This window comes from Pseudomonas sp. DW-iso17 (assembly GCF_058725345.1).
In genome coordinates this window covers 155,603-170,115 of sequence record NZ_JBZXEA010000041.1, presented here as the reverse complement: position 1 = coordinate 170,115, position 14,513 = coordinate 155,603, and the positions used below count along the sequence as shown (strand labels likewise).

Here is a 14,513-nt window from a genome sequence, read left to right as displayed (position 1 = left end):
GAATACCGTCCAGTGTGGGAGCTGGCTTGCCTGCGATAGCAGTTTATCGGTTAAAACGCTCTACCAGCGAATACTGGGTATTGGCGGTATGCGTCAACTCTTCACTCAGTTGCGCCGAGTTCATCGCCTGCTCCGAGGTCTGGTCCGCCAACAGCGCAATGGTGCTGATGTTGCGGCTGATCTCCTCGGCCACCGCACTTTGCTCCTCGGTTGCGGCTGCGATCTGAGTGGTCATGTCGGTGATATTGGCCACCGCCTCACTGATACCCACCAAGGCCTGGTCTGCTTCCATCACCCGTGCCACACCTTCTTCGGCCTGGCGGTGCCCGGCGTCCATGGTTTGCACGGCCGCAGCCGCGGTGTGTTGCAGCTTGGCGATCAGGGTATGGATCTGCCCGGTGGATTCGGCCGTACGCTGCGCCAGTTGGCGCACTTCATCGGCGACCACTGCAAAACCACGGCCCATCTCACCGGCACGCGCGGCTTCGATAGCGGCGTTAAGTGCCAGCAGGTTGGTCTGGTCGGCAATGCCTTTGATCACATCAACCACGCCGCCGATTTCATCGCTGTCTTTGGCCAGTTGCGTGACGGTCACACCGGTCTCTCCAACGGCTGCCGAAAGACGCTGAATCGCCTCGCGGGTTTCCCCGGCGATATCGCGGCCGCGGCCGGTCAGGCGGTTGGCTTCCTGGGTGGCGTCGGCGGTGCGCTGCACGTGGCTGGCCACTTCTTGGGTGGTCGCCGCCATCTGGTTTACCGCAGTGGCCACCTGTTCGGTTTCCATGCGCTGGCGTTCCAGGCCGCTGGAGCTGTTGTGCGCCAGGGTGTTGGATTGCGCGGCCTGGTCGTTGAGGTGCTCGGCGGTGTCCTGCAGGCGGGTAAGACAGGTCTTCAGACGCGCTTCCTGGCTGAGGATCGACATTTCCAGGCGCGCTTGTGCGCCACGGCTGTCGGTGTACATCTGCGCGATCAACGGGTCGGACGTGGTCTGTTCGGCCAGGCGCAGCAAACGCTTGAGACCGCGCTGTTGCCAGCTCAAGCCCAGCAGGCCCAACGGCACCGACAGCGCCGCTGCCAGGGCAAAGCCCCATTGGGAGGTGAGGGTGGCGCCGATCATGAAGCTTAACTGGCTGACCAGGATAAACGGCAGCCAGTCCTGCAACACCGGCAGCCACTTGTCCCGTTGGGGGACGGCCGACTTGCCTTGGTTGATGCGTTGATAGAGCGCTTCGGCCCGGCGGATCTGCTCGGCGGTGGGCTTGATGCGCACCGATTCGTAGCCGATCACCTGGTTACCGTCGAAGACCGGCGTCACATAGGCGTTAACCCAATAGTGGTCACCGGTCTTGCAGCGATTCTTGACAATGCCCATCCATGGCAAGCCTTGTTTGAGCGTGGACCACATATGCGCGAACACGGCCGGCGGCACATCCGGGTGACGCACCAGGTTGTGTGGCGCGCGCACCAGTTCTTCGCGGGTGAACCCACTGATTTCGACAAAGGCGTCGTTGCAGTAGGTAATCACACCCTTGGCATCTGTGGTGGAGATCAACCGTTGCTGAGCGGGGAAGGTACGTTCGCGCTGGGTAACGGGTTGGTTATTACGCATGATTGTTCAATCCGCAAGGCTTTCAGGGGGTATCGGCCATGCGGGGCATTTATTTAACTTATTTTTGCAACAATCCTGCGAACAGCGTTGCCTCTGTAGAAGGCAGGCTTAGCCGGCGAGCATCGGGTAGGTAAACAACCCGAAGTGCAGCAGATTCAAGCCAAAATGCGTGGCAATCGCCGCGCCTAGCCCGCCGAACCGATACGCCAGGCCGTAGCCCACGCCCGCAATACCCGCCAGCAGCATCCACTGCCAACCCGCAGCAAAATGCACCAGGCCGAATAACAGCGAGGCCAGCAGCAGCGCGAGGTTCTCGCCATAGGGCAGGTGTTTGAAGCGTTGGCTCAGGCCGCCCTGGATATACCCGCGAAACAGCGCTTCTTCGACCAACGTCACCAGCAGCAGGTTATTCAACACCCACAGCCACGCCTCGTCCGGCCACTTGGGCGCCCAACTGATCATCCCCAGCAGGGCCGCGCCACCCAAGGCGGCGATGGCGGCCAGAGTCAGGGCCATGGCTGTGACGCAGATCGACAGGCGCAATGAACGCCGCGCCACAATCCACGGGCAGGCCAGCAACAGCCAGAAGCCGATCAGGGGTTTGTCCTGGTTCAGGTACATCGAGAAGGGCACTGAGTCCGGAGTAAATCGCTGGGGCGCAATACCGCGGCCGTTATAGAAGCCCGGTAGCCAGTGCATCGCCAGGCCCAGGGCCAGGACAATAAACAAGCCGTGGCCAAGGTAGCGTGCCCAAGGGTTGCGTTGCTGGCGTACGGCATACCCGGCCACCAGCAACAGTGCGATGGAGACCGCCGCCAGTACGCCCAGTTGGCCGTAGATCAAAGCCACGACATAGCCAATGGAAAGTAGGGTGAGGTACAGCCAGGGCAAAGCAATCATGTGAAATCCTTGGAAAAAAACTGGGCGGCATTATAGCGAGCGGTCTGCCTGGACGGCATGAAAACTCCTCCACCCACAGGGTGAGGGGAAAGGATTGCAAAATGTATTTGCGGCTGGTTATAGTCATCGCGTCTTCATCCCTTCAAAAAGATCAGCACATGCCAGCTTCCCAGCGCATAGCGGTAGTCGATTCAGCGGTCAACGCTGTGGTCGTGCCGTGCCGTGGCAAGCAGCCTGCGCAGATCAGTCACTACCCCCCCACCTGTCAGTAGCACGCCGGTGTACGCAGTCGTATCACCGCCGGGTGTTGGCATTTCGGGCTGATCAGCGATTCGCTGTTGCCCCGTGCCTGCCTGAAAAAAACCTACTGAAATTCAGTTTTTACTGAGTCGGCTTTTTAGCCTGATAACAGGTGGTAACCATGTCTGTGCTTTCGAAACAATCCGTGGCCGCGGCGGCCTCGACGAGCGTGTTTGTCCTGCTGTGGAGCAGCGGGGCGATCTTCTCCAAGTTGGGCCTGGCCCATGCTTCGCCCTTTGCCTTTCTGCTGATCCGCTTTGCCATCGCCCTGATGGGGTTGGTGGTGTTGGTACCCATCCTCAAGTTGAAGCTGCCTCGTCCCGGCAAACCCTTGCTGTATGCGGCGGCGACGGGCCTGGTTTTGCTGGGGGCCTACCAGATTTTCTATCTGCTGGCCCTGGACCTCAACGTCACCCCCGGGGTGATGGCGACCATCATGGGCGTGCAGCCGATCCTTACCGTGGTACTGATGGAGCGCCAACGCTCCTGGCGCCGGTTGTTCGGCCTGGGGTTGGGGTTGGCGGGCTTGATCATGGTGGTGTACCAGGGCATCGGGTTGGCGGGCATGTCCCTGGCCGGGATGGTGTTCGGGCTGCTGGCGCTGGCGAGCATGACGTTTGGCTCTATCATGCAAAAGCGCATCACCGACAACCCCTTGGGCACGCTGCCACTGCAATACCTGGCCGGGTTGCTACTGTGCGCGGTGTTCGTGCCGTTCCAGCCGTTCCACTTTGAACACAGTGCGCGTTTTTACCTGCCGGTCCTGTGGATGGGGCTGGTGGTGTCCGTGCTGGCGACGTTATTGCTGTACCGCCTGATCGCCCGGGGCAACCTGGTGAATGTCACCAGCCTGTTCTACCTGGTGCCAGCAGTGACGGCGGTGATGGACTACCTGATCTTCGGTAATCGCCTGGCCTTGTTGAGCGTGCTGGGAATGGCGTTGATCATCGTCGGCTTGGTGTTTGTATTCCGTAAGCAATAAACCCACCCCTGTAGGAGCGAGATTGGTCGCTCCTACAGTTTTTGCGGGCGCAGCACCAACCACAACGCCCCGGCAATCAGCACACCGCCATACAGGTGGGCCATGGACAGCGGCTCATCCAACAGCAACGCACCCCACAACACGCCGAACGGCGGAATCATGAAGGTCACGGTCATCGACTTGACCGGGCCGATGGACGACAGCAGGCGGAAGTACAGAATGTAGGCGAACGCCGTACATACCAGCCCCAATCCCAGCAGCGACGACCACACCTGCCAGCCGCCCCAGCTCGCCGGTGGATGGCTGATGGCGCTGTAGGCAAAGAACGGCAACAGAAACAACGTCGCCCCCAACATGCTGCCCAAGGCCGAGAGACGGCTGTCCAACCCGCCGCGCTGGTCCAGCCAACGCCGCGCCAGGAAACCGGCAAAGCCATAGCACGTGGTTGCCAGCAGGCACGCCAGTGCGCCCATCAATAATTCCAGATCAAAGGCCACCGGCCCCGCACGCGTGAGCACGGCAACGCCAAACAGCCCCAGGGCGACCCCTGCGATTTTCGATGGCGTCAGGCGCTCACTGAAGAACAGCCCGCCAATCAGCACGCCCATCAGCGGCGTGGTGGCGTTGAAAATCGCCGAATAACCCGCCGGCAGTACCTGTGCCGCCACCGAGTACATCGTCGCGGGAATCCCCGAGTTGATCACGCCCAGCAACAGGACCGTCTTGAACTTGCCCTTGAAATCCCAGCTCACGCGCATCATCGCCAGGATCACTAATAAGCCCGCGGCGGCAATCGACACGCGGAAAAACGCGGTGGGCACTGTGCCGATTTCCGGGGCGATGATGCGCATAAACAGGAAACTCGCGCCCCAAATGGCGGCCAGCCCCAGCAGATACAGGGTGTCAACAGGTCTCACGGAAAACTCCTACGCCAAATGGGGCGCAGAAGTGTTGCCCAGCGGGCAGGTCGGCACAATGGCTAATTGCAGTCAGTTCACCCCTGCGCAAAATCATTCTTCTCCTGCCTCGGTTCACTGGCTAAGCTCTGGGCTTCCAGATACCCGTTCGAGGTTTCCCGCATGTCGCAGTCCGCCCTCGCTATCGCCCGGATGATCCTCGACGGTTTCGACGATTACCGTGAGCATTTCCGCCAGATCACCGATGGTGCCCGTGAGCGCTTCGAGAAGGCCCAGTGGCAGCAGGGGCAGGCGGCGTCGGCCGCGCGCATCAACCTCTATGAAGAGAAAGTCGCTGAGGTCACGACCCGCCTGTGCGCCAGTTTTGACCCTGCGCCGTTGCAGGACATCGGCCAGTGGCCCCTGGTAAAAAGCGCCTATATCGACCTGATCGACCTGCGCTTTGACGATGAACTGTCCGAGACCTGGTACAACTCGATCTTCTGCGGCCTGTTCAGCCATGACCTGATCAGCGACGGCTGCATGTTCATTCACACCACCCGGCCAAGCCTGCGCCGGGCGCGGGCGGCGCAAACCCGTATCTACACGCCGGCCGGTAAAATAGCGGACATGCTCGCGCAGGTTTTCTCTGACTACCGCTTCAGCGAGCCCTACGCCGACCTGCCCGCCGACCTGCGCCGCCTCGAAGCCCAGTTGCGGGAAAACCTGCCGGATTGGGTGTGCAAGGACCCGGACCTCAAGGTCGAGTTGTTTTCCTCGGTGCTGTACCGCAACAAAGGCGCCTACCTCGTGGGGCGCATCTACACCCGCGACGAACAATGGCCGTTGGTGATTCCGCTGCTGCACCGCGAAGGGCGTGGCATTCAGATCGATGCGTTGATCACCGACGAAGCCGACGTGTCGATCATCTTCTCGTTCACCCGTTCCTATTTCATGGTCGACGTGCCCGTGCCAGCGGAATTCATTGGCTTTCTCAAGCGCATTCTGCCGGGCAAGCACATTGCCGAGCTGTACACCTCCATCGGTTTCTACAAGCACGGCAAATCCGAGTTCTACCGCGCGCTGATCAACCACCTGGCCACCACCGATGACCAGTTCATCATGGCCCCCGGCGTGCGCGGCATGGTCATGAGCGTGTTTACGCTGCCGGGTTTCAATACGGTGTTCAAGATCATCAAGGACCGCTTCTCGCCGTCGAAAAACGTCAACCGCGCCACGGTGATCGAAAAGTACCGCCTGGTGAAAAGCGTCGACCGGGTAGGGCGCATGGCCGACACCCAGGAGTTCGCCGACTTCCGCTTCCCCTTGAGCAAGTTCGAGCCCGAGTGCCTGGCCGAGCTGCTGGAAGTCGCCGCTGGTACCGTCGAAGTGGAGGGCGATACCGTGCTTATCCGCCACTGCTGGACCGAGCGACGCATGACCCCGCTCAACCTCTACCTCGACAACGCCAACCCCGCCCAGGTGCGCGAAGCATTGGAGGATTACGGCCTGGCGATCAAGCAACTGGCGGCAGCGAATATCTTCCCCGGCGACATGCTGCTGAAAAACTTTGGCGTCACCCGCCACGGCCGCGTGGTGTTCTACGACTACGACGAAATCTGCTTTCTCACCGAAGCCAACTTCCGCCATATCCCCGCGCCGCGCACCCCCGAGGATGAAATGGCCTCCGAGCCCTGGTACTCCATCGGCCCGCTGGATGTGTTCCCCGAGGAATTCCCGCCGTTCCTGTTTGCCGACGCCGGCCAGCGCAAGTTGTTCGACGAGTTGCATGGCGAGTTGTACAACGCCGATTACTGGAAGGGCCTGCAGGACGCGATTCGTGCCGGTAAGGTGATCGACGTATTCCCCTACCGCCGCAAAGACCCGCTATAACCTATTGCCCCTGTGGGAGCGGGCGTGCTCGCGAATACGGTGGTTCAGTTGATACATCTGTGACTGACACACCGCTTTCGCGAGCAAGCCCGCTCCCACATTTTGGTTCGGTTTACACCCGTTGAAGCTCAACTGCCTGCCAGATGGGCTGCTTTTCTGCCACACTTGCCGGCCGTGCATAAATAGATGACCGTCGAAATAGCTGATGACAGACCAAGCACCCACCCTCGACCAACTGCTCAAAGCCCTCGATCACGCCATGCTCGCCGACCGCCACCGCTTGCGCCGGCAGTTGCTTGAGCTGCGCAAGAAGCCCGATGAGGACAAGCTGGCGCAGTGGGTGGCGCGCATGCAGGCATCGTGCGCCCAGGTCACGGCGCGGCGCGCCAGCCTGCCGGTGATTCGCTACGACGACAGCCTGCCGATTGCTGCCAAGCGCGATGAGATCAAAGACGCGCTGAACAAGCACCAGGTGCTGATCATTGCTGGCGAGACCGGCTCGGGTAAAACCACGCAGTTGCCGAAAATCTGCCTGGAAATCGGTCGCGGCCAGTACGGTCTGATCGGCCACACCCAGCCACGCCGGATCGCAGCGCGCAGTGTCGCCAGCCGTGTCGCTGAAGAGCTGGCCACGCCATTGGGTGCGCTGGTCGGTTACCAAGTGCGCTTCGAAGACCAGAGTGACTCCAACACCCTGATCAAGCTGATGACCGACGGCATCCTGCTGGCCGAAACCCAGAACGACCGCTACCTCGAGCGCTACGACACGATCATCGTCGACGAAGCCCACGAACGCAGCCTGAACATCGACTTCCTGCTCGGCTACCTCAAGACCCTGTTGCCGCGCCGCCCCGACCTGAAGGTTATCATCACCTCGGCGACCATCGACCTGGAGCGCTTTTCCAAGCACTTCGACGATGCGCCAATAGTCGAGGTGTCGGGCCGTACCTTCTCGGTGGACACCTGGTATCGCCCCCTCACCCTGGAACAGGACGAGGAGGGCAACCGCGTCGAGGACGACCTGACCGTCGACCAGGCGATCCTCGCCACCCTCGATGAAATCGCCGCCTATGAGCGCAGCGAACGGCGCAGCCCTGGCGACGTGTTGGTGTTCCTGCCCGGCGAGCGCGAGATTCGTGATGCGGCCGACATGCTGCGCAAGGCCCAGCTCAAGCACACCGAGATTTTGCCGTTGTACGCACGGCTGTCACCGGCCGAGCAACAGCGCATTTTCCAGTCCCACCCAGGCCGGCGCGTGGTACTGGCGACCAACGTTGCGGAAACCTCGCTGACGGTGCCGGGCATTCGCTATGTGATCGACAGCGGCACGGCACGCATCAGCCGCTACAGCTACCGCGCCAAGGTGCAGCGCCTGCCCATCGAGGCGATTTCCCAGGCCAGCGCCAACCAGCGTAAAGGCCGTTGCGGCCGGGTTGAACCGGGTATTTGCGTGCGCTTGTACAGCGAAGAAGATTTTATCGGGCGCCCGGAATTTACCGACCCGGAAATTCTGCGCACCAACCTCGCGGCCGTGATCCTGCAGATGCTGCACCTGCGCCTGGGCGAGATCACCGATTTCCCGTTTATCGAACCGCCGGATGGCAAGGCCATCAGCGACGGTTTCAACCTGCTGCAAGAACTCTCGGCGGTCGACCGCAACAGCCAGCTCACGCCGTTGGGCCGCCAGCTCGCCCGCTTGCCGGTGGACCCGCGCATGGGCCGCATGTTGCTGGAAGCGGCCAAGCTCGGCAGTTTGCAGGAAGTGTTGATCGTCGCCAGCGCCATGTCGATCCAGGACCCGCGCGAGCGCCCACCAGAGCGTCAACAAGCGGCCGACCAAGCCCACGCACAGTGGAAAGACCCGGATTCGGACTTCGCCGGGTTGGTCAACCTGTGGCGCGGTTTCGAGGAGCAGCGCCAGGAACTGACCGCCAGCCCGTTGCGCAACTGGTGCCGCAAAAACTTCCTCAACTACTTGCGCCTGCGCGAGTGGCGCGACTCCCATCGTCAATTGAGCCTGATCTGCCGCGACATGCAGCTTAGCCTCAACAAAGAGCCCGCCGACTATCCGAAGCTGCATAAAGCGGTACTGTCCGGCCTGCTCAGCCAGATCGGCCAGAAGACCGAAGACGGCGATTACCTCGGGGCGCGCCAGCGTCGCTTCTGGATTCACCCGTCGTCGGGCATCGGCAAGAAGCGCCCGCAATGGCTGATGACCGCCGAACTGGTGGAAACCACCAAGCTCTATGCACGCATGGTGGCGAAGATCGATGCCGACTGGATCGAGCCGCTGGCGGGGCATCTGATCAAGAAAAACCACTTCGAACCCCATTGGGAGAAGAAGCGTGGCCAGGTGGTGGCCTTTGAGCAGATCACCCTGTTCGGGCTGATCGTGGTAGGGCGTCGGCCGGTGCATTACGGGCCGATTGACCCGGTGGTGTCCCGTGAGTTGTTTATCCGTGAAGGCCTGGTGCGCGGCGAGATTCAGTCCCGGGCCAAGTGCCTGACGGCCAACCAGAAACTGCTGGAGCAACTCGACGAGCTGGAAGCCAAGGCCCGCCGTCGCGACATCCTGGCCGACGAAGAAACCCTGTACGCCTTCTACGATGCGCGCCTGCCCGCAGAGATTCACCAGACCGCCACCTTTGACAGTTGGTACAAGGTCAACAGCCAGAAAGACCCGCAACTGCTGATCATGCGTGAAGAAGACGTACTGGCCCGCGAGGCCAGTGAAGTCACCGCCGCGCATTACCCGGACACCTTGCACCTGGGCGACCTGGCCCTGGCCTTGAGTTACCACTTCGAACCCAACCACCCCCGTGACGGCGTGACCCTGCGGGTGCCGGCGCCGTTGTTGCCGGCGTTGCCAGCCGAGCGCCTGGAGTGGCTGGTGCCGGGGTTGATCGAAGCCAAGTGCATCGCTCTGGTGCGCAACTTGCCCAAGGCGCTGCGCAAAAACTTCGTGCCGGTGCCGGACTTCGTCAAGGCTGCGCTGCAACGTATCGAATTCGGCCAGGGCTCGCTGCCCCAGGCGCTGGGGCGTGAATTGCTGCGCATGACCGGTGCGCGGGTCAGCGATGAGGCGTGGGCCGAGGCGGCGCAACAGGTGGAAAACCACCTGAAGATGAACCTGGAAGTGGTCGACGGCCAAGGCAAGTTCCTCGGCGAAGGCCGTGACCTGGCCGAGCTGACCGCACGGTTCGCCGAAGCCAGCCAGGCCGCCTTGGCGGTGCCGCAAACCGCGAAAAGCCAGCAGCCGGTAGAGGCCAAGGTGTTTGCGGCGGTGGCGCAAAAGACCCAGCAGAACATCGCCGGCCTGTCGATGACGGTGTATCCGGCACTGGTGGAAGAGAACGGCACGGTCAAGGAGGGGCGCTTCTCCACCGCTGCCGAAGCCGAGTTCCAGCACCGTCGCGCCTTGCAGCGCCTGCTGATGCAGCAATTGACGGAGCCGGCGAAATTCCTGCGCGGCAAATTGCCGGGCCTGACCGAACTGGGGTTGATGTACCGTGAACTGGGGCGAATCGACGCGCTGGTGGAAGACATCCTGCTGGCCAGCCTCGATACCTGTGTACTTGAAGGCGAAGCCAGCCTGCCACGCGATGGCGCTGGCCTGGCGGCCTTGGCTGAACGCAAGCGCGGCAGTTGGACTGAGCACGCCGAACGCCTGGCGCGCCTGACCCTGGAAGTGCTGAAACTTTGGCACGGCCTGCAAAAACGCTTCAAGGGCAAGATCGACCTGGCCCAGGCCGTGGCCTTGAACGATATCAAGCAGCAACTGAGCAACCTGGTGTATCCAGGTTTTGTGCGGGAAACCCCGGCCCAGTGGTTCAAGGAACTGCCGCGTTTCCTCAAGGCTATCGAACTGCGTCTGGAAAAACTGCCGAGCCAGGTGCAAAAGGACCGCGTGTGGAGCAGCGAATTGGGCGGCCTGTGGGCGCAGTACCAGAACCGCGTGAACAAACATACCCAGGAAGGCAAGCGCGACCCGCAGTTGGAGCTGTACCGCTGGTGGCTGGAGGAGTACCGAGTGTCGCTGTTTGCCCAGCAGTTGGGTACCAAAGTGCCGATTTCCGATAAACGCCTGAGCAAGCAGTGGAGCCAGGTAGAGCCCTGAAGACCTTGCCGCAAGGTGTTTGTTTGGCCTATAGCGCCAAATCCCCGGTGTTGTGGCAAACTTCGCGGTCACAAGATTGAATAAAAGCATTGCCAGTTTGATGCCCGCTGGATGACATCAAACGACTTTAATTTTGGTACGACGGTACCAATATCTTCTGCCTGACAGATTTAGAGGAACGACCGTGCATAACGTCGTCATCAGCGGCACTGGCCTGTACACCCCGGCCAACAGCATTTCCAACGAAGAGCTGGTGCAGTCTTTCAATGCCTACGTACAACAGTTCAACGCCGACAACGCCGCCGCTATCGAACGTGGCGATGTGCAGGCGCTGACCGAGTCGAGCGCGGCATTCATCGAAAAGGCATCCGGCATCAAGAGCCGTTTTGTGATGGACAAGGACGGCATCCTCGATCCACAGCGCATGGCTCCGCGCCTGCCCGAGCGCAGCAACGACGAATGGTCGGTGCTTTGCCAGATGGCCATCGGTGCCGCCGAACAAGCCCTGCAGCGCGCCGGCAAGACCGCCGCCGACATCGACGGCGTGATTGTCGCCTGCTCCAACCTGCAACGCGCCTACCCGGCTATCGCCATTGAAGTCCAGGAAGCCTTGGGTATCCAGGGTTTCGGTTTCGACATGAACGTGGCGTGTTCCTCGGCCACCTTCGGCATCCAGAACGCGGCCAACAGCATCCAGTTGGGCCAGGCCCGGGCGATCCTGATGGTCAACCCGGAAGTCTGCACCGGCCACCTGAACTTTCGTGACCGTGACAGCCACTTCATCTTCGGTGATGCCGCCACGGCGGTGATCCTGGAGCGTGCTGACCTGGCGACGTCCGAACATCAGTTCGACGTGGTGAGTACCAAGCTGCTGACCAAGTTCTCCAACAACATCCGCAACAACTTTGGCTTCCTCAATCGCACGGCGGAAGAGGGCATCGGCGCCCCCGACAAGCTGTTCGTGCAGGAAGGCCGCAAGGTGTTCCGTGATGTCTGCCCGATGGTGGCCGAATTGATCGGCGAGCACCTGGCAGAAAACCAGCTGAGTGTTACTGATGTGAAGCGTTTCTGGCTGCACCAGGCCAACCTGAGCATGAACCATCTGATCGTGAAGAAACTGCTGGGGCGCGACGCGTCAGTAGAAGAAGCACCGGTGATCCTCGATACTTACGCCAATACCAGCTCGGCCGGCTCGGTGATTGCGTTCCACACTTATCAGGATGACCTGCCCAAGGGCGCGGTTGCCGTACTCAGCTCCTTTGGCGCCGGGTATTCGATTGGCAGTGTGATCCTGCGCAAACGCTGAGTATGTGGCCGGACGCGGTCAACTGTGGGAGCTGGCTTGCCTGCGAAGGCATCGGCTCGGTGTGCCTGAATCACCGAGTTGTCTGGATCGCAGGCAAGCCAGCTCCCACATTGAGCGTATTTCCACGGCAAGATTGAGGTAAACGATGGCCGCAGCGGACGATGCGCACCTGCTTGAACGCCTGCTCAAGGGTGAGCAGCGGGCTTATAAGGATTTGGTCAACACGTACCAGAGTGCGATGCGGGCAGTGGCGTATGCCATCGTCGGCCAGCGCCATGCCGATGAGGTGGTGCAAGATGCCTGGCTCTCGGTGGTGCGCAACCTGGCCAAGTTCGAAGGGCGATCTAGCCTCAAGACATGGTTATTGACGATCACTGCCAATTCCGCAAAGAGCCGTTACAAACAAAATCGTCGGGAAGTCCTTCTCGACGATTTACCCTCGCCTCACGGCACTATCGGCGATGACCGCTTCAGCCCGGATGATGGCCATTGGGCTGTCGCCCCTTACGCTTGGCACCAGGACACCCCGGAAGCGCTGCTGACCGAAGATGAATTGCGCAAGTGCCTGGAGCATACGATTCTGAGTTTGTCCGAATTGCAAAGCAGTGTGCTGGTACTGCGTGAACGCCAGGGCCTGGAATTGGAAGAAATCTGTAATCTTCTGACCCTTTCACTCTCCAACGTCCGTGTGCTGTTGCATCGAGCGCGGCTTAAAGTCTTCGCCACGGTGGAGCATTTTGAGGAAACGGGCGAATGTTGACCTGTAAAGAACAAGTAGCGCGTTCCAGTGACTACCTCGATGGGCAATTGACCTTTCGGGAGCGTCTGCTGGTGCGTCATCACTTGATGTTCTGCCCGAACTGCCGGCGCTTTATCCGTCAGATGCGCCTGATGCAGGCAACGCTCAAGCGTATGCCCCAGGAACCGGTGGAGGGGGTTGATGCGCTGGCCGAACAACTGGCCGCCGAGCGGCTTAAAGACATCATGTAGGAGCGAGCTTGCTCGCTCCTACATGTTAAGCGTTAGAACTTGGCTTCAGCATCCAACTGCAAGGTGTTGGTGTCGGCATCGCGCTGGGTCCGGCTGGCAAAGTCAGCCTTGGTCAGGAAGTAGGTGGCGCCGATGGCGAAGTTCTTGTCGATGTCGTAGCTGACTTTCATCTTGTGACCGCGCGAGCCGGTGGTGCCGTTGGCGAAGTCCGAATCGGTGAAGGCGCCGACGACGGCATTACGTTGAACGTCGCGGTAGTTGTAGTCCAGGTTCAAACCGAACACCTTGGACTTGGCACCCAGCAACCAGGCGGTGTCCTGGTCGGTCACCGCATCGTTGTTTTTTACGTACTGGCCGTAGAACGACAGCGGCACGGCCAGGCCACCGATGTCTGCTTGCGCAAAGCCTTCGTACAAGCGGAATTCATTGTTGGCCGAGTTGCCGTTGACCGCCAATGCGCAAGGCGTGGTGGTGGTTGTGCAGCGGCTGTCTTCGTCGTTCTTGTAGGCGTAGATGCTGCCGCCCAAGGTCATTTTCAGGTTGTCGGTGACCGAGAAACGCGTACCCAACTGGCCGGACGTCAGGCGCAGGTCATGGCGAAATTGCACGCCGTCACCGTCGACGTTGTCCTTGAGGTTGTAGTTACCCAGGCTACCGAACAGCTCCGCGCTGCTACCCAGTGGGTATTTGTAGGTGACGGCCAGGCCTTCAGGGTTGATGTCGCTATCCCAGATCACATCGCCCATGTTCACCCACGGCTGCAGCATCTTGCCGCCGATCACGTGCAGGTTCTTGATCTGGTCCGGGTGGTAGTCGATGTAGCCGAGGTCCAGCCAGATCGACTTCTTATCGAAGTAGCCATCCTGGTCCTGGTTGGTGGAGCGTGCATCATCGCCGCCGCCGGTGGCGATACGGATACCGGTGTCCACCTGCGGGTTGATTTCGGTGTAGGCACCCAGGCGGGCACGAATGCGTTGACGGTCCTTGTCACGCCCACCGTTGTTGGGTTCGCCGTCGATCTTTATGGTTTCCTGGCGGAAGCGCACGTCACCCTTGAACTGGGTCTTGGCTGCCCAAGCCAATTTCTGGTCGAAGCTGCTCAGCTCGTTGGTTTTTTTCGCGGTGGCCGCGATCTGCTCGTTGGTCTCTTGTTGAGCCTGGCGTGCGATCTGCTGCTCTTTCTGATCTCTGGCCAGTTCCATTTGCAGTTCGGTGTACTGCGCCGCGGTGATCTGGCCGTTGGCCTTGAGCATGTCGAGCAATTTAGCGTCGACTGCAGCGCTGGCCGGAACGCTCAGTGCCAGCAACAGGCCGCCACACAGGACCGCCGCAGTTTTAGTGGAAGCAAGACGCATATCAATCTCCGAAAGTGAGGAGGGAGGGCAACACCCTCCAGGACACAACCGACCCATGACGGACGGAAAAAATGTCGCCCGGTAGACCCGGACGCTCTAAAAACTGGCGTCAGTATCGCGACCGTTTATGACGGAGTAGTGGCTAAGTGATTTCATCTAGATGAC

Annotated in this window: 10 protein-coding genes; 6 read left to right on the top strand and 4 right to left on the bottom strand. The window is 60.5% G+C overall.

Annotated elements, in window-relative coordinates; translation table 11 throughout:
• Positions 1-43: 43 nt before the first annotated feature.
• Positions 44-1,609: a methyl-accepting chemotaxis protein gene (locus tag AC4PS6_RS21720; protein WP_336826935.1), complete on the bottom strand. Its 1,566-nt coding sequence runs from the start codon at positions 1,607-1,609 to the stop codon at positions 44-46.
• Between the two features lie 108 nt (positions 1,610-1,717).
• On the bottom strand, positions 1,718-2,509 hold the full coding sequence (locus AC4PS6_RS21715) for a CPBP family intramembrane glutamic endopeptidase (RefSeq protein ID WP_019820478.1): 792 nt from the start codon (positions 2,507-2,509) through the stop codon (positions 1,718-1,720).
• Positions 2,510-2,930: 421 nt separating this feature from the next.
• Between AC4PS6_RS21715 and AC4PS6_RS21710 the strand changes: the two genes are divergently transcribed.
• Positions 2,931-3,791, top strand: a complete 861-nt coding sequence (locus AC4PS6_RS21710; RefSeq protein ID WP_014719438.1) for a DMT family transporter — start codon at positions 2,931-2,933, stop codon at positions 3,789-3,791.
• Between the two features lie 32 nt (positions 3,792-3,823).
• On the opposite strand, the gene AC4PS6_RS21705 is transcribed toward AC4PS6_RS21710, so the two are convergent.
• Positions 3,824-4,708, bottom strand: a complete 885-nt coding sequence (locus AC4PS6_RS21705) for a DMT family transporter (RefSeq protein WP_014719437.1) — start codon at positions 4,706-4,708, stop codon at positions 3,824-3,826.
• 162 nt (positions 4,709-4,870) lie between these two features.
• On the opposite strand from AC4PS6_RS21705, the gene aceK reads away from it, so the two are divergent.
• The 5 genes from aceK to AC4PS6_RS21680 all read left to right on the top strand — a co-directional run bounded on the left by aceK (position 4,871) and on the right by AC4PS6_RS21680 (position 12,993).
• The gene (gene aceK, locus AC4PS6_RS21700; RefSeq protein WP_336826936.1) at positions 4,871-6,580 is read left to right on the top strand and encodes a bifunctional isocitrate dehydrogenase kinase/phosphatase; all 1,710 of its coding nucleotides are present in this window, start codon (positions 4,871-4,873) and stop codon (positions 6,578-6,580) included.
• Between the two features lie 205 nt (positions 6,581-6,785).
• Complete coding sequence (hrpA, locus tag AC4PS6_RS21695; RefSeq protein ID WP_336826937.1) at positions 6,786-10,697, top strand: ATP-dependent RNA helicase HrpA; 3,912 nt, start codon at positions 6,786-6,788, stop codon at positions 10,695-10,697.
• Between the two features lie 184 nt (positions 10,698-10,881).
• Positions 10,882-12,003: a beta-ketoacyl-ACP synthase III gene (locus AC4PS6_RS21690; protein ID WP_003193141.1), complete on the top strand. Its 1,122-nt coding sequence runs from the start codon at positions 10,882-10,884 to the stop codon at positions 12,001-12,003.
• A 145-nt stretch (positions 12,004-12,148) separates the two neighbouring features.
• Entirely contained in the window at positions 12,149-12,763 is a 615-nt protein-coding gene (locus AC4PS6_RS21685) for an RNA polymerase sigma factor (RefSeq protein ID WP_014719433.1), read from the top strand.
• A complete protein-coding gene (locus AC4PS6_RS21680) occupies positions 12,757-12,993 on the top strand; it encodes an anti-sigma factor family protein (RefSeq protein ID WP_020302662.1) in 237 nt (78 codons plus the stop codon). The genes AC4PS6_RS21685 and AC4PS6_RS21680 overlap by 7 nt, the downstream gene beginning before the upstream one ends.
• A 32-nt stretch (positions 12,994-13,025) precedes the next feature.
• Here AC4PS6_RS21680 and AC4PS6_RS21675 read toward each other — a convergent pair whose 3' ends face one another.
• Entirely contained in the window at positions 13,026-14,348 is a 1,323-nt protein-coding gene (locus AC4PS6_RS21675) for a putative porin (RefSeq protein WP_003193136.1), read from the bottom strand.
• Positions 14,349-14,513: the final 165 nt, after the last annotated feature.